The organism is Leptolyngbya sp. UWPOB_LEPTO1 (genome assembly GCF_017302695.1).
Classification (GTDB): domain Bacteria; phylum Cyanobacteriota; class Cyanobacteriia; order Leptolyngbyales; family Leptolyngbyaceae; genus Leptolyngbya; species Leptolyngbya boryana.
The window spans coordinates 1-23291 of sequence record NZ_JAFLCJ010000031.1 but is presented as its reverse complement, the minus strand read 5'-3'; the positions used below and the strand labels follow the sequence as shown (position 1 = coordinate 23291).

Annotated in this window: 16 protein-coding genes; 3 read left to right on the top strand and 13 right to left on the bottom strand. The window is 47.4% G+C overall.

Features of this window, described 5'->3' with window-relative positions; all coding sequences use genetic code 11:
* Positions 1 to 101 precede the first annotated feature (101 nt).
* Both ftsH3 and J0L70_RS28275 read right to left on the bottom strand, forming a co-directional pair.
* Entirely contained in the window at positions 102 to 1943 is a 1842-nt protein-coding gene (ftsH3, locus tag J0L70_RS28280; protein ID WP_017291153.1) for an ATP-dependent zinc metalloprotease FtsH3, read from the bottom strand.
* A 213-nt stretch (positions 1944 to 2156) separates the two neighbouring features.
* Positions 2157 to 2471, bottom strand: coding sequence for an ATP-dependent metallopeptidase FtsH/Yme1/Tma family protein (locus tag J0L70_RS28275; protein WP_017291152.1), 315 nt, complete (start codon positions 2469 to 2471; stop codon positions 2157 to 2159).
* A 95-nt stretch (positions 2472 to 2566) separates the two neighbouring features.
* On the opposite strand from J0L70_RS28275, the gene J0L70_RS28270 reads away from it, so the two are divergent.
* Both J0L70_RS28270 and J0L70_RS28265 read left to right on the top strand, forming a co-directional pair.
* The gene (locus tag J0L70_RS28270) at positions 2567 to 3751 is read left to right on the top strand and encodes a tetratricopeptide repeat protein (protein ID WP_287456753.1); all 1185 of its coding nucleotides are present in this window, start codon (positions 2567 to 2569) and stop codon (positions 3749 to 3751) included.
* Positions 3748 to 4527: an aminotransferase class IV gene (locus J0L70_RS28265; protein ID WP_287456751.1), complete on the top strand. Its 780-nt coding sequence runs from the start codon at positions 3748 to 3750 to the stop codon at positions 4525 to 4527. Before J0L70_RS28270 ends, J0L70_RS28265 begins: the two co-directional genes overlap by 4 nt.
* On the opposite strand, the gene J0L70_RS28260 is transcribed toward J0L70_RS28265, so the two are convergent.
* The 3 genes from J0L70_RS28260 to J0L70_RS28250 all read right to left on the bottom strand — a co-directional run bounded on the left by J0L70_RS28260 (position 4517) and on the right by J0L70_RS28250 (position 8219).
* Entirely contained in the window at positions 4517 to 6490 is a 1974-nt protein-coding gene (locus J0L70_RS28260) for a tetratricopeptide repeat protein (RefSeq protein WP_287456750.1), read from the bottom strand. The two genes, J0L70_RS28265 and J0L70_RS28260, sit on opposite strands and share 11 nt — an antisense overlap.
* 87 nt (positions 6491 to 6577) lie before the next feature.
* Positions 6578 to 7465 carry a S1 RNA-binding domain-containing protein gene (locus tag J0L70_RS28255; RefSeq protein WP_190649723.1) on the bottom strand — a complete coding sequence of 296 codons (888 nt, stop codon included), beginning with the start codon at positions 7463 to 7465 and terminating at the stop codon, positions 6578 to 6580.
* 40 nt (positions 7466 to 7505) lie between these two features.
* Positions 7506 to 8219, bottom strand: a complete 714-nt coding sequence (locus tag J0L70_RS28250) for a dienelactone hydrolase family protein (protein WP_287456749.1) — start codon at positions 8217 to 8219, stop codon at positions 7506 to 7508.
* Between the two features lie 392 nt (positions 8220 to 8611).
* On the opposite strand from J0L70_RS28250, the gene J0L70_RS28245 reads away from it, so the two are divergent.
* Positions 8612 to 9601, top strand: a complete 990-nt coding sequence (locus tag J0L70_RS28245; RefSeq protein WP_017291146.1) for a GntR family transcriptional regulator — start codon at positions 8612 to 8614, stop codon at positions 9599 to 9601.
* 258 nt (positions 9602 to 9859) lie between these two features.
* Here J0L70_RS28245 and J0L70_RS28240 read toward each other — a convergent pair whose 3' ends face one another.
* The 8 genes from J0L70_RS28240 to J0L70_RS28205 form a co-directional block, all read right to left on the bottom strand.
* Positions 9860 to 10111, bottom strand: coding sequence for a DUF2281 domain-containing protein (locus tag J0L70_RS28240; protein WP_287456748.1), 252 nt, complete (start codon positions 10109 to 10111; stop codon positions 9860 to 9862).
* A 367-nt stretch (positions 10112 to 10478) separates the two neighbouring features.
* A complete protein-coding gene (locus J0L70_RS28235) occupies positions 10479 to 10958 on the bottom strand; it encodes a GNAT family N-acetyltransferase (RefSeq protein WP_287456747.1) in 480 nt (159 codons plus the stop codon).
* 168 nt (positions 10959 to 11126) lie between these two features.
* Positions 11127 to 13268 carry a type I DNA topoisomerase gene (gene topA / locus J0L70_RS28230; protein WP_287456746.1) on the bottom strand — a complete coding sequence of 714 codons (2142 nt, stop codon included), beginning with the start codon at positions 13266 to 13268 and terminating at the stop codon, positions 11127 to 11129.
* A gap of 101 nt (positions 13269 to 13369) precedes the next feature.
* Entirely contained in the window at positions 13370 to 13786 is a 417-nt protein-coding gene (gene arfB / locus J0L70_RS28225) for an alternative ribosome rescue aminoacyl-tRNA hydrolase ArfB (protein WP_190649715.1), read from the bottom strand.
* Positions 13787 to 14007: 221 nt separating this feature from the next.
* Positions 14008 to 16458, bottom strand: a complete 2451-nt coding sequence (locus tag J0L70_RS28220) for an ATP-dependent Clp protease ATP-binding subunit (protein ID WP_287456745.1) — start codon at positions 16456 to 16458, stop codon at positions 14008 to 14010.
* 176 nt (positions 16459 to 16634) lie between these two features.
* Positions 16635 to 16811, bottom strand: a complete 177-nt coding sequence (locus J0L70_RS28215; RefSeq protein ID WP_017291139.1) for a Sec-independent protein translocase subunit TatA/TatB — start codon at positions 16809 to 16811, stop codon at positions 16635 to 16637.
* A 78-nt stretch (positions 16812 to 16889) separates the two neighbouring features.
* Entirely contained in the window at positions 16890 to 19358 is a 2469-nt protein-coding gene (locus J0L70_RS28210; RefSeq protein WP_287456744.1) for a beta strand repeat-containing protein, read from the bottom strand.
* A gap of 119 nt (positions 19359 to 19477) precedes the next feature.
* Positions 19478 to 22933, bottom strand: coding sequence for an AAA-like domain-containing protein (locus J0L70_RS28205; protein ID WP_287456743.1), 3456 nt, complete (start codon positions 22931 to 22933; stop codon positions 19478 to 19480).
* Between the last annotated feature and the right edge of the window lie 358 nt (positions 22934 to 23291).

The following is a 23291-nucleotide window of genomic DNA, read 5'->3' as shown; positions in this document are numbered from 1 at the left end:
TTCTCTGTAAAAAAAAGAGATGCCCCGGTGGAACATCTCTCGAATTTTCAGTGAAGTAGAAACTTACATGAGTTCTCAGCGCTTACGCGAGTATTCAACGCTTACGCGATCGCTGCAATCTGCACGTCGCTATTGCCTAAAAGCTCTTGCAGTTCTTCAGCATCGACGGTTTCTTTGTCCACCAGCATTTCTGCCAGTTTATCCAGCACCGGACGATTCTGAACCAGCACCGCTTTTGCACGACGGTAAGCTTGTTCAACCAGGTTGCGAACTTCATCGTCGATCGCGGCTGCCGTTTCTTCGGAAAAGTCCCGCTCAGCAGCGATGTCACGACCCAAGAACATGTTGCCTTGCTGACGACCTAATGCGACTGGTCCTAAGCGATCGCTCATCCCAAATCGAGTCACCATTTGTTTTGCAACGCGTGCTACTTGCTGAAGGTCGTTCGATGCGCCTGTGGTAACTTCCTCTTCACCAAAGACGATTTCTTCAGCGATTCGACCACCTAGAGCAACGGCCATCTGGTTTTGCAAGTAAGAGCGAGAATACAAGCCTGAATCCATCCGGTCTTCGCTTGGTGTGAACCAGGTCAAACCGCCTGCGCGACCGCGAGGAATAATGCTGATTTTTTGAACAGGGTCATAGTCAGGCATCAAAGCACCGACAAGCGCATGACCTGCTTCGTGATAAGCCACAAGTTCTTTGCGCTTCTCACTCATTACACGGTCTTTCTTCTCAGGTCCTGCCAAGACGCGATCGATTGCGTCGTTGATCTCGTCCATTGAAATTTCAGTCAAATTGCGACGAGCGGCAAGAATTGCGGCTTCGTTCAACAAGTTCGACAAGTCTGCTCCGGTAAATCCAGGAGTCCGACGGGCAATCTTTTCGAGGTCAACGTCTTTCGAGAGCGTTTTGCCGCGCGCATGAACGTTGAGCACTTCCAAACGACCGGAGTAGTCAGGACGATCGACGACGACTTGGCGATCGAAACGACCCGGACGTAAGAGCGCTGCATCTAAGACATCAGGACGGTTGGTTGCCGCGATGATGATGATTCCCGTGTTACCTTCAAACCCGTCCATCTCGGTTAAGAGTTGGTTCAAGGTTTGTTCACGTTCATCGTTACCGCCGCCGAGACCCGCACCACGCTGACGACCGACTGCATCAATTTCATCGATGAAGACGATGCAAGGTGCATTCGATTTGGCTTGCTCGAACAGGTCACGGACGCGAGACGCACCCACACCGACGAACATTTCGACAAATTCAGAACCGGAAATCGAGAAGAACGGAACGCCTGCTTCGCCTGCAACAGCTTTTGCCAACAGGGTTTTACCAGTTCCAGGAGGTCCAACGAGTAGGACACCTTTGGGAATTTTTGCACCGATTGCAGTAAAGCGATCGGCATTTTTCAAAAAGTCCACAACTTCGTTCAATTCCAGCTTCGCTTGGTCAATCCCTGCCACGTCATTAAAGGTGACTTGGGTTTGGGGTTCCATTTGCACACGGGCTTTGGATTTGCCAAAGTTCATCGCTTGGCTACCTGGTCCGTTTTGAGCGCGGCGCAACAGGAAGAACAAGCCCACAAGCAGCAAGATTGGGAAGAAAAGACTGCTGACTGCTCTGAGCCAGAAGTCATTGCCATCGGTTGCAGGTAGAACAGAAATATCGACGTTATTGCGAGTCAGAATGCTGATGAGTTCAGGATCGGTCGGCAGATTCACTAAGACGCGATTTCCGTCTTCAGATTGCACTAGGGCGCGAGTCCGATCGGCGCTCAAACTGACTTTATTGACATTATTTTTTTCAACTTCTTGAATAAACTGGCTATAGCGCCAGGTTTCACGAGTTTGGGGTTGCTTATCGAAGACCGCCGTTGCCAAAGCAATCACGACGATCGCTAAAAGCGCATATAGCCCTGCATTTCTCCACCGCTTGTTCACCGGGGTGTATCCTCCTGAAAATAGGAATAAATCGGGTTCTCGGATTTGTATTTGTAAACTTATATTACTCTGTATTAAGACTTCTTGCATCAATACGAGAGAAATCTGAGAATTACCGATTTATCCAATGTAACGTAAGGATTTACTATCGATCACGTTATGGGGTGGAGTTTTTAGTATCCTGGTCAGGAATCAGGCAGGAACAGTTTGGGGCTAGAAGTCGCTGTCCTTGAGTTCAAGCACGATAGAGATATCGACCTGATTCCGCACCAGAGTGTTAATCAGTTCAGGATCGTCCGGCAGGTTGACTAAAAAGCGCTTTCCATCTTCGGATTGTGCCAAGATTCGAGTTCGATCGGCAGTCAAACTGACTTTGTTAACATTGTCTTTTTCAACTTCTTGAATAAACTGGCTGTATTCCCAGGTTTCACGAGTTTGGGGTTGTTCGGCAAAGACTGCGGTTGATAGCGCGATCGTGACGATCGCGAAAAGTCCATATAATCCTGCATTTCTCCACCGCTGGTTCATTAAAATGTATCCTTCTGAGAATATATAGAGTCGGATTTTCAGAATCGCTGATTCAATTCGTCCAATCTAACTTAAGGATTCACGATCACCACGTTATGCAACTGAGTTTTTGTATCATTGTCAAAAATGAGGCGGAAAATCTGCCGCGCTGCTTGTCTAGCGTTCAGAATGTGGTCGATGAGATGGTGGTTTTGGACACTGGATCGAGCGATCGCACAATAGAAATTGCCAAGTCTTTTGGTGCAGAAGTTCACTCTTTTGAATGGCGGAATGATTTTTCTGCCGCCCGCAATGAATCGCTGAAGTATGTTCATGGCGATTGGATTTTGGTATTAGATGCGGATGAGGTCTTAGTTCCAGAGATTGTGCCGACCTTGAAACAGGCGATCGCGCAAGATGACTATCTCGTGTTCAATTTAGTTCGGCAGGAAATTGGAGCAGCCCAGTCTCCCTATTCATTAATTTCGCGATTATTTCGACGACATCCTGAGATTTGGTTTTCTCGTCCGTATCACGCCATGATTGATGATCAAGTTGAGGCGTTGCTGAAACGAGAGGCGCATTGGAAGATTGGAGCGATTTCGGAAGTCGCGATTTTGCATGAGGGTTATCAGGCGGATGTGATTGCTGGACGGGATAAGGCGAATAAAGCGCGATCGACCATGGAAGGCTTTCTGGCAACTCATCCCAATGATCCGTATGTTTGTAGTAAGCTCGGCGCGCTCTATGTTCAGATAGGTGAAACGGCGAAAGGCATCGAACTTTTAGAGCGAGGTTTGTCTACCGTCGAGGATGCTGCGACGAACTATGAACTGCATTACCATTTAGGCAGTGTGCGTGTGCAACTGAATGAAATCGAGCAAGCTGCCCATCATTACCAGCAAGCCATTCAGCAGCCAATTCTACCGAAGCTGAAATTAGGAGCCGTCAATAATTTAGCGAGTTTACTGAAAGATGCCGGGGATTTGCAAAACGCCCAAATTCTGTTTCAGCAGGCATTAAAGATTGATCCGAATTTTGCGATCGCGCATTGCAATTTAGGCGCAACCTTGAAAGCAATGGGACAATTCTCATCGGCGATCGCGCATTACAATCAAGCGATCTCGCTGAATCCAAATTATGCTGAGGCTTATCAAAATCTGGGGGTCGTGTTACTGAAATTGGGACAAGTGCCTGAGAGTGTAGCAGCGTTTCAGACTGCGATCGATCTGCACCAACAGCAGAATTCTCCCGAAGCTGAGAGGCTGCAACAAGGCTTAAGAGAAATGGGGTTACTGTGAAATATTGGTACAACGGAAGCGCCATTGCAGGGGATCAAATTCAACTCTCCATCACTGATCCAGGTTTAATCTATGGTGCTACAACTTTTACGACCCTGCGAGTTTACCAATCCTTGGATCATGAATTGACAAATTGGAACGGGCATTGCGATCGCTTAGAAACGACGATCTCGGATTTTCAATGGCAATCTCCAAATTGGGACAACATTCGATCGGGTGCAGAATGGCTCTCAAATGACTATCCAGTTCTCAGAATTGTCGTTTTCCCTGATGGACGAGAATGGATCACAGGTCGATCGCTGCCAATTGACTTAGCAGAACGTCAGCAGCAAGGAATTACAGCTTGGGTCGCAAGCTCTGAACTTTCGCGATCGCTTCCTCAACATAAGACAGGAAACTACCTTGCCCCTTGGCTCGCTCTCCAAACTGCTCAGCGGTTGAATGCTCAAGAAGCAATTTTGACGGATTTAGATGGCAACTGGCTTGAATCGAGTACAGGCACGCTTTGGGGTTGGAAAGAGAATACTTGGTGGACTCCGCCTCTAGCAGATGGAATTTTACCGGGATTACTCCGCTCGTATCTCCTCAATTCTTTGGGCAATGCGATTGAACAAACTTGGCGACCGGATTTAGTGCGGGAATTTGAAGCGATCGCGTATACGAACTGTGTGATGGAAGTGATTCCAATTCACACAGTTCTCGATCGTGAGACTCAATTCCAATATGTTTCCGACCATCCTAGTTTTCAGCTTCTAAGAAAGTGCTTCACCGTTTAAGGCGCGTTAATGGCTCCAAATCATCGAGTAAAGATGAGGGTGCTAATCGTCTTTGCCATTGCTGCACATCAATTCGATCTGGCTCAACTCCAGCCCACAGATTCAGCCAAAGTTGGGCGGCTTTTGTCTCTTTCTGCGCCAGTAGTAACTGCAAATACGAATTAGAGAACGTTGCAAAATCATCGATATGCCAACGTTTTCTAGAAATCATTGGCTTCAGCAGTGTGTCAGCCGCTTCAATGTTTTTATTGTGTAAATGATATTGAGCCATCGAAGCACGCGCAGGGACGTAATTTGGAAATCGATCGATGATCTCCTGAATCAGTGCAAGCATGTCTTCAGTTCGCTCTTGGATGTCATAGGATGCAGCAATATTATTCAAAACATCCGGTGAATCAGGATACAGTTCTAGAACCTGTCTCAATAACTGCTCTGCCTCTTCTGCTTCTGCTTTGTCTCCAAATCGCAACTTGTTCAAAGCCGCTCGCATCAGGTCATTTGCTTTTTTCGATCGCTTATAGGGCGACTCATCATAGAACTCATAGGAAATCAACGAAATCTCTCGCCATTCTCCTTGCAACCACATCCGAACATTTTCCGTCGGCAACAATCCAGCTTCAGCCACTTGAATGGCTGCCTCATGGCGCATCGAATCTGATCCCTGCTGACTCAATGCAAAATCCTTTAACATCTCCAGAAACTCAGGCGTTGCTAGATTTGAAGCGATCACAAAAGCCAGATGTCGTCCGGCTGGATCTCCACGATCGAACAAAATTGGGATAACCGCTTTAATTTCCGGGTGGTCTTGCAGGCAAATTTGCATCGATTTCTGAAAGGCTTTCTCAGAAGATTGTCCCGATCTCATTGCTTTTTCCACCGCTTTTAAAGCGATAGGTGTGAACCAATGACTGAACGGAAAAGCCCAAGCGGGTTCACCTGTCATACGATTCAGATTATCGAGATTCGATCGTGCTAGCTCAAATCCGGGAGAGACTTCTAACGCCTTCTTCCAATGCTTTCGAGCTTCTGAGGATTGTCCTAATCTTGCAAATGCCACCCCAGCCAAATGGAAGAACATTGCAGAAGCAATTTCGGGGTCGCCTTCTTTTTCGGCTTGTTGAAACACCTCAACGACACTTTGATCGTCTCCCAAGAAGCTCAATCCTTCCATTTTTTTCGTCCAAGCATCCCAGGCAGAAGCTTGACTTGCTTTCAAGCGATCGCCGATTTGCTGAGCCTCGTCTAATTTGCCGATTAAACAGTAATAACGCACTAAATTCGACAGCGCGTGAATGTTATTCGGTTGAGTTTCCAGAACTTGAGTGCAAACTGCGATCGCGCCTTCAAGGTTGTCTTGCAAGAATTCGATCAGACTCAAATTATTACTCGCAGCGACAAAATCTGGTTTGCGCTCTAAAACTTGCTCTTCGAGTTGTCTAGCTCTTGCATAATCGCCTACTTCTAGCGCAGCCTGTCCGCGTTCATGCAAGATCGCAATTTCAAACCCTGCTTCACCGACTAAGCCAGCTTCTCCAAGTAATTCATCCACTTGCGATTCAATTTTGCTGATGATCTCGTTGATCTCTTCAGCATTGGGATAATCTGACCAACGTGCGATTGCAGACTGTAGCGTTTGTAGCGCCAGTAAAAAATGAGAATTAGTGAGATAGGTTTGCCCTAAAGCAAACGCTGCATCTGCATTATTCGGTTCAAGCTCAACCAACCGTTCACTGACGCGCTGAAATGCCAACATATCCTGCATCTCATAGCAGCAATTGCTCAACATCAGCAGGATTTCTGTGTTGTTCGGATAATCCTCACTTAAGCGTTCTAAAATATCGCGCGCTTCAGCCCATTTTTCCCGCGCAGCTAGCCCGATCGCTTTTTGTAATTCAGGGGCTAAATTTTTTGTCCCAAATCCTTTGGATGATTTTGAGGATTGAGGTTTCTGCTTCTTTGCCATAAGAAAAGTGTTGCGATCGCGTTCAGAAAAATTGTAGCGACCCTAGATTTCTCCAGAGTCGCTGCTGCAACAAGATTTATCAGGAACCTATCCCAGTAAGTTTTTCTTAGCTCGTTCTTGCCGCGATTCTGCTTCTTCCATCAGTTTTGCAAAATCTTCGATCGCTTCTCCAGGATAGTTCTCAAACACCCGTGTCGAAAGCGAAATCCGACCGCGACCTTCGTCGAGATCCACAATCATCGCCTTAATTTCTTGCCCAACTTTCAGCAGTGAAGATAGCGATTCAACATAGTTCTTGCTGATTTGATTAATGTGCAATAACCCTGTTGTGCTATCAAACTCAGCAAACGCACCAAACGGTTTCAAGCTGGTAATCGTTGCAGTCACGACTTGCCCAACTTCGAGCTGACTGAAATTCACAGTCCGGGCTGCCAGACGGTTCGATAAAACAATCTTGTTGCGATCGCGATCCAATTCTAAGAACGTTGCGGATAGCGTTTGTCCTTTCAGCGCTTCTAAATTTTCACGCTCAACCAGATGCGATCGCGGAATAAAGCCTCGTAGTCCTTGAACATCCACGGTCACACCGCCTTTATTCATGCCCGTGACCCGAACTTGGACACTCTGATTGTTCGCTTGCAAATCGGCTAAGCGTTCCCAAACTTTCCGCACCTCAAGCTGACGCAGCGAAATGGTTACTCGTCCATCCGCATCTTGTTCGCGAACAATAATGAATTCGCGTTCTTCGTCTAATGGCAGCACCGCCGAAACATCGTTCACGCGCCGCACACTCGCTTCTTCGATCGGCAGAAAGGCAGGAGACTTGCCTCCAATATCAACTAATGCCCCATCGCTTTCGTAGCTAAAGGCTTTACCCGTCACGAGTTTTCCTTTCTGAAACTCATAATCGTGTTGCTCTAAGGCTTTTGCGAAATCTTCCATCGAAAAGGAAGCATCTGTCGATCGAGATGGCATTGGAGATAGGTCCTAAGAAACAAAGTATCAGCTTTCCATTTTAGTCCTTCAATCTCGAAAACAACGCGTTAACTTTCTCCCAAGCATCAGCGGCGGCAGTCGGATCATAATCAGCCCGTCGATCGCAGAAAAAACCATGCCCTACTGGATACCGAAACACTTGGTGATCAATATGGTGCGCTTTGAGCGCCGCTTCAATTTGATCAATGTGTTCAACCGGAATTAACGGATCTTGGGTTCCGAAAAAGGCGTAGAGTGTTCCTTGGATGTCTGGGGTTCGAGAAACGGTCGGCTCACCTCCACCTGGAGTCATCGTGACAATACCTGCACCATAAAATGAAGCGGTGGCTTGAATGTCTGGCAGGGTTGCCGCTAAATAGGCAACGTGTCCACCAAAGCAGAAGCCGATCACCCCAATTTTCTGAATGCCTTTCGCTTTTAGATAATCGATCGTCGCTTGCAAATCGCTTAACAATTCGTCCGCTTGAGTTTGATCTTTATGTGATCGCCCAAGTTTTGTCTCTTCTTGGCTATATCCGACTTCAAATCCAGGAGCTGTTCGCTGAAAAATCGCGGGCGCGATCGCGACATATCCAGCTTGCGCGAATCGTTCTGTCACATCTCGAATGTGGGGATTTACTCCAAAGATTTCTTGAATGACAATTATCGCTGCTGAAGTTGGCGAACTGGGTTCAGCCAGATAAGCATCAATGTCGAGAGATTGGTTAGAAATTTTGATCCAAGAGGAATTCACGATCGTTCACACTGCAACTCTCAGTATTTTTAACCAAAACTTGCCAAAAAAATCAGCAGAAGCTTTATTTATCTTTACAGTTCAAAAAAAGAGAAACCTAGATAACCTACATCACGGATTTTTTCAAAAAAGGCAATCGAAATTCTACGAGTTATACTGTTGCCATTGAGGTGAGTGAAGGGGTTGAAAGCGAGTTAGATTCAAGGTTTAAGCAAGTCAGAAATAATACTGATGCGCCAAAGTAAATCAAATGACAAACCGAAAAAATACCCAACTTCTTTATCCAGTGTGGCACTTAAACTAGTGGACGATAAAAGCAGATTCTGATTAACGAATAATGTAAGGATTTGCACGGTAAAAATTATTTAGAGAACGTAGCTTGAGGCACGGGCATGGTGCAGTTTCATATTCAGCCAGATAGTGATATCCCGGCATCAACTCAACTCTATAACCAGATTTTATTCGCGATCGCATCGCGGCAATTTCCACCGGGACATCGCTTGCCGAGTACGCGTCAGTTGGCAATGCAAACCGGGCTGCACCGCAATACGATTAGTAAGGTCTATCGCCAGCTTGAAGATGCAGGGGTCGTAGATGCCCAAGCGGGTTCAGGAATTTATGTACGCGACCAGGGGCATGATGACACCGCAGCGCATATTAAATCGCCTCTGCTTGAGCAATATCCCCAAGCGCATAAAATTATCCAAACCAGCTTAGATGAGCTTGTGAAACAAGGATGTTCGCTCGGACAAGCACGAGAATTATTTCTAGCAGAAATCGATTGGAGATTGCGGTGTAGTGCTTCGGTTCTGGTCACAGCTCCGCTGCATGATATTGCCAATGGGGAAGTGTTGATGCGGGAGTTAGAACGCGCTCTGGCAATTCCGATGCAGCTTGTTCCAATGGAAGAACTGGCGCAAGTGTTAGATCAGACGAGATCGAGTACGGTGGTCACGAGTCGATATTTCATTGCTCAAGCGGAAGCGATCGCGATGCCAAAAGCGGCGCGGGTGATTCCGGTTGATATTTATGACTTTGAGCAGGAATTGAAGATGGTGAAGACGATGCCGAAGGGAACTTGCCTCGGGATTGTCAGTTTGAGTGCGGGAACGGTTGGCGTGGCTGAGGTGATTATTCACAGTTTACGCGGAGATGATTTGTTGGTCATGACGGCGCAGGTGAACGATCGCTACAAACTCAATGCAATGGTGAGAACTGCACAGACGATTTTTAGTTTTGATCACGTGAGTTGTGCGACGGTGAAGGCGACGATTTCGGCTTCGCGGGATGATATTATTCGTCCGCCGCAAGTGATTTGTTGCGAGAATTTTATTGTCAGTAAGTCGATTAGTTTGCTGAAGCGCGAGTTGGGCTTAGAGTAAATCGACTGCGATCCAGTCAATTCGTTATTTCTGCTCTATTGACAGGCTGTGGGAGCAGTTTGAAGCTTGCTGATGAATCGTCAATACCAATCTGCGATCGCCAGTCCCGAAACTCGGGAAAACTCGTTGACATTATGGGTGACAAGAGTTGCCTGAAGTGTCAGGGTTGTTCCTGCAATTAAAGTATCTAGTGAACCAATGGGCAGCCCCTTGTGCGTTGAAGTAGTAGATCAGGGTATTGGTATCCAAAACATACATCTAAAGGCTCTCCCGCAGGGTGTCCTGTCCTGATTCAGCACGAATTGCTTCTAGGGTAGGAAAGTCTTCTGCCCATGCTTCATCCAGAGAATAAACGAACTCTGACCAGTCCGTTGAGCTTACTGTACTCAATGATTGATTATCCTTGAGATGTTTAGCATGAATAAATTCAGCAAAAGTCAGGACTTCGTTTGCTTGGTCTTGAGGAAGAGATTTCACGAGTGCATAAATCTGTTCAGCAATTATCATCATTGAGGTTCCAGATTAAAGTGCGGTTTGACAATAAGCATTCTAGTCAGCTATTTTCCAAGCTATCCCTACAGTTTATGTTACTATTGCTCGATAAATTTCAAGCCTCAGCAGGCTCACTCTAGCCGTTCAACTCGCTCTATCAACGCGACAAACTGTTTTACTGTTTTTTGTGCCTGCTAACCACCATTGAGTTCGAGAAAAGTACCTTGAAGGGTCTGTTACTCATTCTTGTCGAGAACGGAACGTATTACGGACAGTATAGTAAACAATCTAAATAACGCGAACTAACGATCCCGCTCACCCGCCGCTAGTAAATTTTCGTTCTCAACCAACCAACTCGATACGGTCGGTGTGAAACGGGATTATGTTATGCAGCAACACTTCTCAGTGACTTGCGAAAGACAATTTTATCGACACCGTCTGTGTAGAAATCGCGAATTCTCGCTTCCTCCACGTAATCATTGTTGCGGTAAAATGCGCGAACGTATTCAAAGTCGTCTGTTCCAGATGTTTCCACTAGTAGCACACGCTCACCGCGCTCAGCGAGCATTTGCTCGACATATCGCAACAACACGGCTCCGCGTCCCTGTTTTTGGTGGTTGGGATGAATAGCAATCAGATAGAGATTCCATGTCCCTTCTGTCATACGTTCTGGCGCAACGTAGGCAACCCCCACTGGCTCATTATCGTAGTCGGTGAGCCATACACCTTGGCTATCTGTTTCGTTACTGAAATGCTGATTTAGCATTTGAGCGAGTTCTTCAATTTGATTTGACTCGAAAAGCCCTGTTGCCTCTGCCAAAGCAAGTAATGCACTTGTGTCATGGGGTATGGTCAATCGAATCATAGAATTTTTTAGTTAAGGCTTGTACATTTTACTCCATGGTTCAAGCACTAACGTTAAGATTTCCCATCGCCTTCATGATAAATTTCTGAGGCATTTGTGGCTAACCGATAACCTTTCAACTATTACCCCAACCGATAGATTGGTCTGCATAACAACACGATCGAACAATTAGGTTGGTTTTAGTTCTCCAAATTTTGGACTCCACCAACCTTTTTCTGTTTGGAAGTAAACCACATCTTTGTGCTTAGGATCTGTTCTGGCTTTGGGATTTGAACAACGGAGTAACGTTTTGGTCTGTCCTTCTTTTTGATAGTCATAGCGTTCTAACGCTTTTCGGCAAACTGGACAGGAAAAATCGGTGAGTTGTGGTTTTGCTAACTCAGGTCGATCGCTTTTGGCTTGTGGAGCTTCCCAACGTTTCGATCGCTCAGACCAAAACAAAACAACATTCTCACAACCTTCTACACATTTGAGAAAGTATTTCTTTTTGACTTTGCTACTTGGAACTTTAGCAAGCGGCTTTTCACAGCTTGGGCAGCGAGTTCTAGAGAGTTGAAGTTGCTTTGTCGATCGTGGAATGGGCGAATTTGTCAAATGTTGCGGAAGAATTCGCTCTGCTTTTAATAACGCGGGTTCAAAGTACGTCTCATTCCAAGCTGTGAGATACTTTTGCCAATTTTGCTGACCTGCTGCAATGTGATCGAGCGATCGCTCCATCTCAGCGGTGAATGCAGATTGAAGTAAATCCGGCAAAGCATCAGCTAAAAAGCGATCGACATCTAAACCTAGAGTAGTCGGTTGCAATACTCCTTTCACCACATCTACGTAAGCTCGTTCTTTCAAAGTAAGAATTGTCGGAGCATAGGTGCTCGGTCGTCCAATTCCTTGCCGTTCCATGACTTGAACTAATTTGGGTTCGCTGTAACGAGGCGGAGGTTGGGTTTGCTTTTGTTCGTGTGCTGCTTGCGCTAATGTTAAAGCCTGATTGGCTTGCAACAAGGGCAATTCAACATCAGCACTTAAGTTATTCCAGTACTTGCTGTAGCCTGCAAATTCAATCACTTGTCCTTTGGCTTGCCAAGAAATGTTGCCCGATCGCGTCAAAATTCGAGTCTGGCGCACCCGAGCAGGCTGACATTGAGATGCGATCGCACGTTTCCAAATCAACACATACAGGGCAAATTCATCACTTGAAAGTTCGAGTTTCAGTTGAGCCGACGCTCGATTGATATCAGTTGGACGGATTGCTTCGTGGGCTTCTTGTGAACCTTTTACTTTTCGATGGTTCGTCACTTTCTTCGGAACATTGTCTGGATCATGGTCTGTGAGCCATTGTCGGGCTGCATTGCAATACTCTGGGCTGAGTTCAATGCTATCCGTGCGCATATAGGTGATATGTCCCGCTTCATAGAGCGACTGCGCGACCTGCATCGTTTTTTCAGGACTAAACTTAAGGCGCGAGCCAGCCGCTTGCTGCAAGCTAGAAGTCACAAAGGGCGGTGGCGGGGTACGGTTTACGATTTTGCCCTCGATCGACAAAATGTGATGCGGATAAGCTTGGGCTTGTTGAACTAAGCGATCGGCTTCAGCTTGGCTGAGCACGCGAGTTGATTCGGGAGTGCTGCGTTCATTAGCGGGAGTTGCATCATCTGGTGTAGCTTCAGCTTCAGGCGTGTCTGAGCCGTGGTAGAAAGCGCGAAAGCCTTCTGCATATTCGACAAAGACATTCCAATAATCTTGTGGGACAAACGCTTCGATTTGACGTTCGCGATCGCACAGAATGTGAAGTGTGGCGCTCTGCACTCGTCCCATTGATTTTGCTCCATTCTGCAATTTCCAGAGCAAGGGGGAGCCTTTGTAGCCGACGAGTTTGTCGAGGACGGTGCGGCAGAGTCCAGCATCGACGAGGTTTTGATTGAGAGGGCGGGGATGAGCGATCGCTCGTTTGACCGCAGGTGCCGTAATTTCGCTGTAAACAACGCGCTGCGGTTGTTTGAGGTGGAGCGCTTGTTGCAGATGCCATGCGATCGTTTCGCCTTCTCGATCGTCGTCGGTAGCAAGGTAGACGGTGTTGACTTTTTGGACGGCGGATTTGAGTTGCGCGATCGTCTCTTTGCCACGGGTTCCTCTGGGGACAAATCGGCACTTGACTTTGCCCGGTTCTAGCTCGAATCCGAGGGAGTCAATGCCATCGCTCGCGAGTTCCCGAACGTGTCCCATGCTGGCTTTCACCAGCCAATCTGAGCCGAGAATTTGGCTGAGTTTTTTCACTTTGCCGGGGCTTTCGACAATCAGGAGCTTGGTAGGCATGAGGCAAGTAAAACGAGCAGAACATAAGAACTATATCTTATTTCGTTTTATGGGGTTTGGCGATTCCTTTCATTGATTCAGGAGCGAACTAGATATCAACGCTACTCATCGGTTACTTTTCCGCGCATCGATTTAATTTGACTGCGGCGAGTTTTGGAATCTAACCGTTTCCTCTGAGAACTGCGGGTCGGCTGACTGGGCTTACGAGGCTTGGGCACAATCATTGCACTCTGAATCAGTGCTCGAAGTCGCTGCAATGCTTCTTCCCGATTCTGCTCTTGGCTGCGATGCTCTTGCGATTTAATGACAATGACTCCTTCTTTTGTGATCCGATGATCACTGAGCTTCAGCAGTTTTTCTTTATAGCGATCGGGCAATGTAGAAGCCTGAATATCAAATCGAAGATGAATCGCTGTGGAAACTTTATTCACATTTTGTCCGCCCGCTCCCTGAGAACGAACTGCCCTCATCTCAATCTCATCATCGGGAATACTCACGGTTCTAGAAATTTGTAGCATTGTTCGCTTTTAGCTCTGATTCGCGACGATTTGTCCAAATCGCCGTCCAGAATGACAGGATTGTCTGAATGATAGCTTGTTCAAGTAGGCTTCGACGAGGCAGAAAAGGGATAACTTTCAAGCCTGTTGTGACTCCTTGAATCGAAGAACACAGAAAAAGCCCTATGTAGATACATAAGGCTTCTGATCAAAAGTATGTAGAGTAGATTTGCGAAGAAAACCTACGCAGAAGCGGCGATCGAGACGGGCATTTTCACAGCTTTGATCACCACTTGCTGATCATCATCGACATCGGCGATCGCGGTGTCTCCCCTCTGAATTTGACCTGCTAAGAAGGCTTCAGCCAAACTATCTTCGAGTAACCGAGCAATCGCGCGACGCAATGGGCGTGCTCCATAACTGGGGTTGTAACCGTCTACAACGACTCGTTCTTTGAAGCGATCGCTGACTTCGAGCGAGATGCCTTGCTCTGCAATCCGAGTTGCTGCCTCTTGAATCATCAAGTCAGCAATCTCAATGATTTCAGGGCGAGTCAATTGACGGAAGACAATTATCTCGTCCACGCGGTTGAGAAATTCTGGACGGAAATATTGCTTCAACTCATCATTCACGAGAGTCCGGATGCGATTGTACTGGACGCTATCTGAGGAACCCGTTTCAGTCGCAAATCCTAAACCTGCGCCACCTTTCTCGATCACTTTTGACCCTAAGTTTGAAGTCATGATCAACAAGGTATTCTTGAAGCTGACCGTGCGCCCTTTTGCATCGGTCAAACGACCATCATCGAGTAATTGCAGCATCAGATTAAAGACATCTGGGTGCGCTTTCTCGACTTCATCAAACAGAATGACGGTATAGGGGTTGCGGCGAACCGCTTCGGTCAACTGTCCGCCTTCGTCATAGCCGATATAGCCAGGAGGCGAGCCAATCAATTTCGAGACGGTATGAGATTCCATGTATTCGGACATATCTAACCGAATCATGGCATCTTCTGAACCAAACACCGCAACTGCCAAAGCTTTTGCGAGTTCAGTCTTACCCACACCTGTCGGTCCTGAGAAAATGAAGGATGCGATCGGGCGATCGGCGCTTTGCAGTCCAACGCGAGCGCGCTTAATTGCTCGTGCGACTGCGCTCACTGCTTCATTTTGTCCAATGACTCGCTGATGCAGAACGTCGTCTAAATGCAGCAGCATGGCTGATTCAGATTCCGTCAGTTTGCTAACCGGAACACCTGTCCAAGATGCGACAACTTGCGCGATATCTTCTTCGGTCACAGTCGGCATTGCAGCCTCTGGAACTCCAGCAGACAATTCGCGTTCAAGTTCTAATTCTCGATCGCGGAGTGTGCCAGCTTTGTCAAAATCTTGCGCTGCGACGGTCGCTTGTTTTTCTTTCTGCACTTGCCGGAGTTCTTTCTTCAGAGCTTTTAAGGCGGGATTGGTATGCCGTAATCGCACTAAAGAGCCTGCTTCGTCGATTAAGTCGATCGCTTTATCCGGCAAGAATCGGTCGGTAATATAACGATCGGCTAATTTTGCCGCTGCTTCTACTGCTGCATCGTCAATGAGTAATTGGTGGTGTTGCTCATAGCGATCGCGCAATCCTCGAAGAATGTCGATCGTTTCTTCAACACTGGGTTCGCCCACCATGACGGGTTGGAATCGCCTTTCTAAGGCGGCATCTTGCTCAATATGTTGACGATACTCATCCAAAGTCGTCGCGCCAATGCACTGCAACAGACCGCGTGCCAAAGCAGGTTTCATCAAATTCGCGGCATCCATTCCGCCCCCGATCGAACCTGCGCCAACGAGGGTATGAATTTCGTCAATGAATAAAATGACGTTACCGGACTGCTGAACTTCATCGAGAATCTGCTTCATGCGTTCCTCGAATTCACCTCTAAAGCGAGTTCCTGCCAGCAACCCGCCCATATCGAGCATAAAGACTTGCCGATCTTGCAAAATCTCAGGCACGGCTTGGTCGTAAATTCGTTGGGCGAGTCCTTCTGCGATCGCAGTTTTACCCACACCCGGTTCGCCGACTAAAACTGGATTATTTTTGGAGCGGCGACCGAGAATTTGAATGACGCGATCGAGTTCCTTCTGCCGTCCAATCATGGGATCGAGCTTTCCTTCTGCTGCCATCTGGGTCAAATTTGTCCCAAACTCGTTCAGGGCGACTAATTTATTCGAGCCAGTCGCTTTTCGAGGTGCAGTCGGTTGTCCTACTGCCATCGGTTCCGCTTGAGCGCGGGTGATGTGGGCACGGATTTCAGCTGGATTTAGACCCAATTGGCTCAAGACTTTGATGGCAACGCCTTGGTTGTCATCGACTAAGGCTAATAAAATGTGTTCTGCACGAACGTAGCGCATTCCCATCATCTGGGCTTGTTGTAGCGCTCGTTCCAGGATTTGGCGCGTTTTGGGCGTAAAGGGAAGTTCTCCAAACGACGCACCATTTCCATAACCGACAATTTTTTCGACCTCTGAGCGCACTTTGCTTAGGTCTGCGCCCAATTCATGCAAGACCGATACGGCGATCGTATCATCCTGTCTGAGTAAGCCCAGCAAAACTGCTTCTGTGCCCACAGAGTTCTGCCGCAGTCGGCGGGCTTCTTCTTGGGCAAACATGATGGTCTCGATCGCCTGATCGGTGAAGTATTCAAACATCGGGCTTTCTCCACTATGCGAGGTCTGCGTTGACAAATGCGCCAACAGCAGAGGAGCGTGAACTACCTACAGTTGTAAACTTTCCTGTAGTTCTACACCCCACTCTACCGAGGGAATTTGCAAACCAACGAGGGAGGATAACCGTCTAATTTTCTAGGACGACCGTACTTAAGGATTTAGCGATCGTCGCCAGGTTCAATCTCGTCTGGCTCATCCGCTTGAGTCATACCTTCTTTAAAGTTCCGCAGCGTTTTGCCAAAAGTTCCCCCCAGTTCAGGAATCTTTTTCGGCCCAAAGATGAGCAGCGCAACGAGGCAAATGACTCCAATTTCAACCCAGCCTAAATTAAACATCGCGTTTCTCCAATGCCATGTCTTTAAATGTAGCGGTTTCGGGGCTTGTTTCACCGATTGATGCAGTTGACGGCTCGCTCAATCAACTTGTGAAGTGATATCAGAAGACACACTACAAGTTGCGAATAGGGTTGCGCGGTTAGGTCGAGCTGCGATTAGTTCGATGCGACCCGTCTGAGGACTGCGATGCCAGGTGGTTGCTTCGATTAAGGGTTCAGCGGGTAGTGTTGACGCTGAACGGGTAACGGATGTGTGACGGAGAGAGCGAAGATCAGTCCAAGGACGATCGCGCACGACACGTTCAGCAGGATTTTCAGGCATTCCCCCACGCCCGGTGATGATAAAACTGCCATTTTTCGCAGATGAACACCCTTCTGCAACCTGCTGACTCGTATCGATAAGCTTTTCCGATAACGTCATTAGCCCAGAATTCGGATCAACTCCGACATTTCTGACTTGAACAGAACCATTCACCCCAAATTCGGAACTCGCTGTAATGTCGTTGTCAGGGGTAAGTTGAGGACGATACTGGAGTCCAACAATCCCCTGAGTCGTAATCTGAATATTGCCGCCCCGACCGCGAACTGCATTGGCAATGATGTCGCTATTTTCAAAGCCCGCAATGATTGGGGCATTGATCATAATATTGCCACCATTTCCTCGTTCACCGGCTCTTGCACTGATCAAACTCTGCTGCCGCATAATCAGTGAATCGCGTGCTGTGAGTTCTAGATTTCCCCCTTGACCTACAGTGGTTGAGGTTCTAATCTGACCCTGTCGCTCTAGTAAAATCGAGTCCGCTTGAATCTTGAGATCGCCAGCATTGCCACTGCCAACATTCTCAGCTGCAATAAATCCTTGATTTCGGATAGTGATATTCGGCGAATTGACCACTAAGTTCCCACCATTTCCTGTGGGTAGAGCCGGGAGTCCAAAGATCTGCCGAAATCGGGCGGAGAGCTGCTGCCCGGATGCTGAGATTCGGCTGGGTAAAGCTAAAGCCACATTCGAGCCGTCAATCTCGATCGATTCGCGAGCATTCACCGTTAAACTTCCTGCATTCCCAGTGCCAGACGTACTTGCAGAAATTGCCCCAGATGCTCCGAGGACAATCCGCCCCGTATCAATCACGATCGCGCCTGCATCTCCACCGAGAAAGGTTGAAGAAACAATGCTGCTATTACCAGCAATAACTGGATTTTCGCCGATTAGGGAAATGCTATCTGAGCGCAGCTGAATCGTCCCAGTGCCTCGTCCCCCCAGAACACGAGAAATGATGCCTGCTCCATTCCTAGCAATAAAATCTCCAGTCGTAATCGAGATGTTACCACCTCGACCTCCCCCTAAATTGGACGGTGCGCCAATGCCGCTAAAGCGAGTGCCATCAAAGGGTGAAACCCCAAAGAGTTGGATTGAGTCACGCGCATTGACTGAAATATCGCCGCCCATTCCTCCATTGCGGAATGTTGTAGAAAGAATTTCACCTCCATCGCGTGCCACGATTTGTCGGGCTGAAATATCGATGTGAGCACCGGGACTGCTGCCTAGATTCTCACTCAGAATTAAACTTTGATCCCGATTGCGGAGTGCACCGCTTAGTTCTAGTAAGTCTGCTTTGACTTGAATACGCCCTGCTGCTTGTGTTCCGTAATGTTGAACAAACAGCATAGAACTGTTCTGAATCTGAATGTCTTTTCCCTGTAGATGAATTGACCCCCCAGGATTGCCACTCGTATCAAGGAGCGAAGCTTGCGTAAGCTGAATATTTGCTAATTTTGCAGTGGTGTCCGCTTTGAAGTTCCATTGAGGCAGGGTGGAATCAAACTGAACTGTTCCTGTGCTCAAGCTTGCTAGATTCACCTGCCCACTTTCTGCAATGAGCACACCGCCGTTAAGTTGAATTCCGTTGCCAATGAGCGCTAAGGTTCTTCCGGGTTGCACTTTTAAGCCGACCTGCTGAGGGTTACGAGTGGCAGATTCTAAAAAGATAGGGAGATGCAGAATCTGATGACCTTGACCTTGAACCTGAATGCTACTCGAACTTTGTCCCATTTGCAGCCCGCTGGGGACGCTCATTGTTAACAGGGGGGCGGGATTGGGATCGGTTGCAACGAATTGAGAGCCATCTGCAAATTGAATGCGATCGGCGGTTGTCCCCACAAATGATCCGCCAATATTTAAGCGAGCATTTGTCCCAAATAAAATCCCTGCCGGATTAAGCAGAAATAGGTTGGCAGTTCCATTCGCCTGAAGGAGTCCATCAATGTTGGAGGCGGCTCCTCCACTCACCCGACTGAAGATATTAACGACATCAAGCGCATTATCAAACGTGGCAGAGCCACCTGTAGGAATAGAAAACTGGCTGAAGCTGTGAAATAGGTTGGAACCATTGTTTGGACGAGTGCCACCTGTAATTATAGAATTGGCACTGCCTGTAACAATTGTGCCGAGTGAACTATCAGCAACGACATTTTGAGCGTGAGCCTGTTCTAAGATTGAAATTGTGCCTAAGCTGACTAGCCCGATACAGAGCAATCCACGCATCATCTTTCTCAACTCTCTAAAGCATCGATCATTAGCTGTAGAGTGCCCTGCTGATTCTGCGATCGCGACGATGCTCTACGTCATCTATATTCAGGAGCAGTCTGAGCAGGAATCTATGAGCATTATTGTTGGCAGAGATTCCGGCGATCGTGAACTTCTGGATTTGTCCGCAGATAGTCTTTCACCCAATCACAAGCGTAGGCGAAAGGGTTGAGGACACGAATTGCGTGCAAATCCCAGAGAATGACCTGTCCATCATCATCACCCGAGATCAAATGACGGCTATCTGCACTAAAAGCAAGGCTGATGACGATGCCACGATGACCGGGTAATGTTCTGAGCAACTCTCCAGTGATACTCCAGAGTTTTACGGTATTGTCTACTCCAGCCGTTGCGATCATTTGATGATCAGGACTAAAAGCAACTCGTGTTAATCCTCGGCTCTGCCCAGGAATGCTTTTAATTAAGCTGCCATCTGGTCGCCATAGCCTCAGCATATCGTCACGGCTGACCGAAGCAATCATATCCCCTTGAGCACGAATGGCAGCTCCCCAGATAGCTCCTTGTCCGGGTAGAGTTGCGATCTGCTGACCTTTTGTTGTCCAGAGTTTAGCGGTTCCATCTTCGCTGGCTGAAACAAGCATGTTCCCCTGCGGATTAAAAGTAAGCTTCCAAATTCTTTCTTGGTGAGCAATGAAGCGATGCAGCGGTTTACCCTCGATCGTCCAAAGTCTGATCGTTTTGTCATCTCCGGCAGATGCAATTGTTTGACCATCGGGACTCATTGCGACTGCATAGACACTTGCTTCGTGTCCAGTTAGCGTTCGCAATCGTTGAAGCGAAAATTGTTTAGAGTCGTTCACCTTCCAGAGTTGAACCGTGCGATTCATATCCCCTGTGACCAGAATTCGACTGTCCTGGCTAAAAGCAACACTGCGGAAGCCCGCTTCTCTGCCTTGAATCGTTTGGATCAAAGTTCCGTTCATGTTCCATAGTTTGAGTGTGCCATCTCCACTCACGGTTGCAATCAGTTTTCCATTCGGACTCGTTGCAACTTCCCAAATGACGTCCTGATGACCATTCAGGGGTCTCAAGAGAGATTGATTTCGCTGCCAAAGTTTGACAGTCCCATCGTCACTCGCAGAAGCTGCCATCAGTCCATCAGCACTTAATGCCACACTGCGAATCACGGCATTATGCTGCTTTAGATGTCGAACTAAAGTTCCATCTGGCTTCCAAAGACTGACAAAGTTATCCGTCCCACTTGTGGCAATAAATTGACCATTTGCACTACAAGCAACGCCAATCATGGGACGTTCGCCTTGGAGAGTTCTGACAAGCTTGCCATCTCGGCTCCAAAGTTTTGCTGTGCGATCGCCACTCACCGAAACAATCAAATTCGTCTGCGGGCAAAATGTGACTTCCCAAACGGCTGCTCGATGCCCTTTGAGTGTTTTGAGCTCCTGCCCCTTCAGATTCCACAATTTGATGACACGATCGACCCCTGCTGAAGCAATTGTTTGTCCATCCGGACTAAAAGCAACGCCCCAAACGGCTTTTGCATGACCAGTTAAGGTCGATCGTAGCTTGCCATCTACTGTCCAAACTTTTACTGTTTTATCTGCACTAGCTGACGCGATCGTTTGTCCATCTGCACTAAAAGCAACTCCCCAAGCTGGAGACTGGTGTGCCTGAATTGTCTTTAACGGAGTACCATTGATGTTCCAGAGATTGACTGTGCCATCTAAGCCTCCGGTTACAACGCGAGAACTGTCAGGGCTGAACGCAACGCGATGCACTGTCGCAGTGTGCTTTAACGTTTTGAGTAAGGTTCCATCTTGCGACCAGAGCTTGACTGTTTTATCATTACTACCAGTAGCAATAACTTGGCTGTCTGGACTGATCGCAACTGTCAGAACTGAGCCTTGATGCCCAATTAAACGGTTAGTTTCATTAGTTGCATAGACTGCTTGCCGTAAGGCAGCTTCTACTTTCGTAAGAGTTTGAGGATCGACTTGCTGGAGTTTGCGTAAATGACGTTCAGCTTCGATCGCGTCAATCATGGCATCCAACTGTCGATTTGAGGCGAATAAGCCTTCTGAAGAAGAAGCTAAAGCTCGAATTTGACTTAACTTTGACTCTTGATATTGATGCAACGCAAATCCGCTAATCCCAATCGCGATCGTAGACAGCACTGCTAAACTTCCAAGTAATGTCTGCTGCAACTTGACAACTTTGCGTTCTTGCAGCAATCGGGATTGGATTTCCCTGGCTTGGGTTGCTTCCAAAGCCTGTTGCATTTCTCGACGATCGCATTGTTCACTACTTGACAAAAACCAATAATCTAAGTCGCTTAAATGTTTGCCTTGACTCCACTGCTGAGCATCTGCTAGCGCTTGCCCTCGTAACAAGCGAGAATCATCGGTTTGCTGAGAAACCATCCACGCATTGAAGGCTTCCGCATAAGGGCGCAATCGGCTCAAGTGTTGATTGACCCACTCTAAGGTGAAAACTTCTCGATAAATTCGATTTTTGACTTGTAGCGTCCCTTGTTGCTTCTTGACTAAACCAGAGAGCAATAATTCGGTCTGTTCCAAACTATCATCACAGGCAATCCCACGGTTTTGTAGCACTTGTTGATAGAGTCCGAGCAACCGTCCTGCCCATTCTTCTCGAAGCAATAAGCGATCGCGAATCGTTCTGAGATGTTCAGGTTCATCCTGACTTTCCCAGTGTTGAAGTAAATGGGTCTGAACCAGTTGATCAATCCAGGCTGGCGAAGCTTCTTCAGGATGTTCAAGCAGGGTGTTTTGAACGAGGTTGCAGAGCTTTTGGGTCAGAAATGGCTGTCCGTCTGTCCAATCGAGAATGTGACGCAAAATCATTTCTGGATCGGGAAAGTTGAGCAATCCACAGAGCAGTGGAGTCGATTCTGTTAATTGAAAGCCCTGTAGCGTGATCGCTTGTCCGATATTGAAGGGAGTACGAGCGCGATCAGCGATCAGATCACTGGGAGTCGTCACGCCGATCAAGCAAAAGGTTAACCGCTGATAGGCAGGATTATCTGTGCGTTTATTGAAGCAAGTCCGAATGAGAGCAAAGAAGTCATCTGACGGAAAATTCAGACTGAGAACACTATCGACTTCATCAATAAAAATTACAATTGGATCTTGAACTTGAGTCAGTAAAACGATTTCGATGAATTCACCCAAACGATTGACTCGTGAGAGATGAGCATGTGACTCCCACCACTGGGATAGATGAATATCGAGTTGAAATCGTCTGACAAGAAAAGCAGCGATCGTAGCGTACCATTGCTCGATCGTGATTTGTTGGGTACCGATTTCGGTCAGATCGATCGTGACGCAACTGACTCCTTCTGCTTGTAGTCGTAACGCAGTTTGCACCCGCAAGCTAGATTTGCCCATCTGCCGCGCATTGAGCACATAGCAGAACTCCTGATTGCGCAAGGCTTGAAATAAATCTTGATCGGCTTGCCGATAGACATAGCTGGTAGATCGAGGCGGTAGACTGCCCCCAACCTGATAGACAGGTTTAGGATGTTCAGAAGTAATCACGAGCGTTCGATAAGCTTGGGTAGATTTAGCACTCTATCAAACCTTGACACACTCGATTTCAAATTTGCTCGCATTCTAAATCTTCTGTGGGAACAAGAAGATTTAATACTGAATCGAGCAGGTTTGCGAATGAGAGATTTCTCTCAATTTGTCGCATTTTAACTGGGCTGAGCGCTTAATACCAAATCTCCAAAATATGACTACAGATGATATAACTCAGATGTAGCATTCCGTCAGCGACGATGGCAGGCGTTTACAAGCTAGAGATTCAAGAAAGCGCTGAAGAACTGAAACAACTACTCAGGGCACAAACCACGGCGACAGGTAAAGAACGGCTCCAGGTGCTGTATCTGTTGCA